A 2,412-nucleotide genomic window follows, 5' to 3' on the forward strand; every position below is an offset into this window, starting at 1 on the left:
AGAATAAAACTCCGTAATCCCAGCGTATCCCTCCGAAAAAATTGTCAGATCAAAATGGGACAATTGCACCTAACGTTCAGTATAAGAAATCGTAGGGCAGGTTATAAGCACTATCGTTTCGGTTTATTACTTAGCTAAATATAAATATTTTGCTTTTATCATTTTTCGTAAACGCCAAATTTTATATTTGGCGACTTCATAAATAAACACAGACCTTTTGATTAAGCCTAAAAGCCCTATGTTTTTTATACCTTGTTGTATGCTGGCTTACTTTCTTCAATAATATATTTTTCAATCTGTTCAACAGTGATTTGGGTCAATTTTTTTTCATCAAAATTGTATTCAAAAACTACTTTATATTTATTTAAATTATAAAGGTATCTTTTAGTTTTTCCAAAAAAAGAGTTGTCGGTTTCGATAACTTTATTAGGTGTTGCTGCTTTTTGAGCAATCTGTTCAAGATTATCTCCGAAATCAACACTGTAAGGTAATTTGTCGAACAGCTTAATTGATTTAGGAAAAATAAAAAAATGCGTAAAAATTGGTTTTCCTCCACTCAGATTCTTTTCCTCATCGCCATCTCTAATCATTCTTTCATTTGTGAAGCCAATTTCTAAATCAGTTTTTTTACAATCAATAGTCAAAAATTCCGAATCATATTTGCTGGGTTCTATTAAATTACTATTCAGGAAAGATTCAAAATCAGAGTTTGATTTATAGAATCCAAAATATTTAGTTAATTCGTCTATTGATTTCATTTAGTATATGATTTTCGGCTTGCATACAACGTTTAGCTATGGTTAGTGCGGGAATAGAAAGTCAACGACTTTATGTTTAGCACGTAGCCGAAGCATTTTGTTTGTTTTTATTTTTTCTATTGAAAGACAAATCAAAATGATTTGGCGGACTTAGTAAATATACACTAACTTTTGATTAAACACAAAACCCGTATTAATTATAGCTGTTGTTGTACACCGTTTTTTATTCAAGTCTATTTAGAAGATTTTCCAATTCAAGATTATCATTCCAGCCCTCTGATTCTCTCATTGCAATTGCTAAATATCTTTCCACTTCTGAAATTGTTCCAGCAACTCCTTTTACTATTCCATTTTCCCAAGGACTTTTATTTTCAGGCATTAAGTATTCAAAATAAAATTCTTTACTTCCAATGTTTTCAATTATAACGTGCCACCTTGATTCCCAATTATTTTCACTCAAAAGAACTAATCTGTCGTGTGAAGTTAATCCCCAAATTTGTGTGTCTTTAAAAAGTATATTTATTAGTTCGATTAAATTAATCATTTCTTTAGACTTGATTTTCCAAACAGGGTTTTCGTTATAGTAAGCAACTTCTTTATAAATTTCAATTAAAGATTTTGAACTATGATTCTTACAAACTGATATTGGCATTTATCTTTTTTTAATGGTGTACAACGGCTCGGCTAATGTTAGTACGGGATTAAATTAGCATTTAATTTCGGATTAAGCGATTAGCCAAAACTTTTTATTTTGTTTTATCTTTTTCTGTTCTAAAGCCAAATCAAAAGATTTGGCGGACATTATAAAAATACACTAAACTTTGTATTAAACACCAAAACCCGTATTAATTTTAGCCCTTGTTGTACACTGTTTTTTTTAATGTTCGTGATTTTCTTTCATCAATTTGTTAAAAGCGATTGTCAATAGTTTGGATAATTTTTCATTCTCAGCTTTTACTACTGGTAGAAGCATTTTATAAAAGTGTCTATTCTGTTCATTGTCGGGGTGTGGTCCATCAAAGATGAATCTAAAAACACTTTTTATTTCCGAATCAGATTTTTTTGAAAGAGCTTCGCAGGTTGGTTTAGAATTTTTTAATAAATGTATTCCAAAACCAAACGCCTCTCTGATTTTGTCAGCTTGCCAATATCCATCAATACAGATGTTAACATATTTTTCATAATATTTATCAGTAGGAATTGATGTTAATTGACTAAAAAAACCAATATGAGAATCTCTACTAACATAAGATTTAAACGTTTTAGGGAGTTTAGTAGCGTATAGAGGTGCTGGTTTTTCTTTATAACCGAATATTGAGTCCATAATTACGAATGAGTTCGGAAATGCATTAAAAAATTTCCTTTCCCATTTACTTTTAAAATCAGTATTTTCCGCAACTGCCTTGAGAGCAAATTGATGTATTGAATCTGCTTGTACTTGAATTGAATCAAAGTGGTAGTCTTTGAAATTATTTTCAGTTTGTGCAATACATAGATTTGTTGTCAACAAAATTGAAAGAATAAGAATGTATGCTTTTATAATTTTCATTTTTTTAATAGTGTACAACGTCGTACTTAACTCAGCCTTAGCGTCGTTGATTAAATCGTTTACGCAGCGATAGCGAAGATAAACTATTTGATCAATGGAGTTTAA

3 protein-coding genes are annotated in these 2,412 nt (G+C 30.1%); all 3 read right to left on the minus strand.

Translation table 11 applies throughout. From position 1 onward, the window contains the following. Positions 1–245: 245 nt before the first annotated feature. Complete coding sequence (locus Q0921_RS24865; RefSeq protein ID WP_299261858.1) at positions 246–758, minus strand: hypothetical protein; 513 nt, start codon at positions 756–758, stop codon at positions 246–248. A 223-nt stretch (positions 759–981) separates the two neighbouring features. After that, positions 982–1,410 (minus strand): hypothetical protein, encoded by a 429-nt coding sequence (locus tag Q0921_RS24870; protein WP_299261859.1) that lies wholly within the window; start codon positions 1,408–1,410, stop codon positions 982–984. A 225-nt stretch (positions 1,411–1,635) separates the two neighbouring features. Further along, the coding region (locus Q0921_RS24875; RefSeq protein ID WP_299261861.1) for a hypothetical protein at positions 1,636–2,412 on the minus strand (777 nt) is incomplete at its 5' end.

The sequence above is a fragment of the uncultured Aquimarina sp. genome, from assembly GCF_947496855.1.
Lineage (GTDB): Bacteria > Bacteroidota > Bacteroidia > Flavobacteriales > Flavobacteriaceae > Aquimarina.